This window comes from Rhizobium sp. WW_1, assembly GCF_003610155.1.
GTDB classification, from domain to species: Bacteria; Pseudomonadota; Alphaproteobacteria; order Rhizobiales; family Rhizobiaceae; genus Rhizobium; species Rhizobium tropici_A.
In genome coordinates this window covers 1-1,065 of the sequence record NZ_RAIN01000067.1, presented here as the reverse complement: position 1 = coordinate 1,065, position 1,065 = coordinate 1, and the positions used below count along the sequence as shown (strand labels likewise).

Below are 1,065 nucleotides of genomic sequence, written 5' to 3'. Positions count from 1 at the left end.
GTTCTCGGCGCCAACCTCGGAACCGCGATCAACCCGCTGATCGAGGGACAATCGGGTGCCGATCTGTCCGTGAAACGGCTGCCCATCGGCAACATGCTGACCCGCGTCGTCGGTGTCGCCGCGATGATCGGTTTCCTTGAGCCGGCCGCTCGCCTGTCGGCGATGATCGACAGCGACAGTGCCCGCGCCGTTGCCAATTTTCACAGCGCTTTCAATGTCGTGCTGGCCTTGGTGTTCATGCCGTTGTTGCGGCCCTATGCCGATCTGCTGACCAAATTGCTGCCGCAGAAGATCGACGAGGCCGATCCGGCACGACCGAGATATCTCGACCCGGCAGCCAAGGAGACGCCCGTCGTCGCCCTCGGCGCAGCTGCACGGGAGGCGTTGAGACTGGTCGATGTGCTCTCGGAGATGCTTGCAGGCGCCAAGGCGGCGCTGTCTGATACCGATCGCAAGGCGCTGACGCGGCTGCGGTCGCTGGACAATATCCTCGATAGCCTGAATACGGCGGTAAAGACGTATCTGACGTCGATCGATCCCGACGAACTCGGTGCCGCCGACAGACGGCGGCTGAACGAAATCCTGCTGTTCTCCATGAATATGGAACATGCCGGCGACGTGCTCGACCAGAACCTCCTGCCACATCTGGCAAAGCGCCTGCGCCGGGGGGTGAATTTCTCCAAGGAGGGGCAATTGGAACTGTCGGCACTGTTCGACAGATTGCAAGCAAATCTGCAGACAACGGCCGCCCTGTTGATGACGCAGAACGAGAGTGCCGCCCGCATGTTGGCCGAGGAGAAGGTGATCTTCCGCAAGGCGGAGCGCGAAGGGACGGAAGCTCATTTCCAGCGTTTGCGCCAGGGCGGGATCGAAACGGTCGAGACCAGCTCGCTTCACCTCGACCTCTTGCGTGATCTCAAGCAGATCAATTCGCATCTTGTTGCGGCCGCGGCCTATCCCGTTCTGGAAGAGCGCGGCGAACTCTTGCAAAGTCGAGCACCGAGCCCGATGCCACAGGCTGCAGTGACGGCGCATGACTAAAAAGACATATCTCCGCCGTCTGGC

General features: G+C 61.1%; 1 protein-coding gene. It reads left to right on the top strand.

The window, feature by feature from the left end; all coding sequences use genetic code 11:
• Window positions 1-1,041 (top strand): PhoU domain-containing protein (locus BJ928_RS38475; RefSeq protein WP_147413993.1); only part of this gene is annotated, 1,041 nt, incomplete at its 5' end.
• Between the last annotated feature and the right edge of the window lie 24 nt (window positions 1,042-1,065).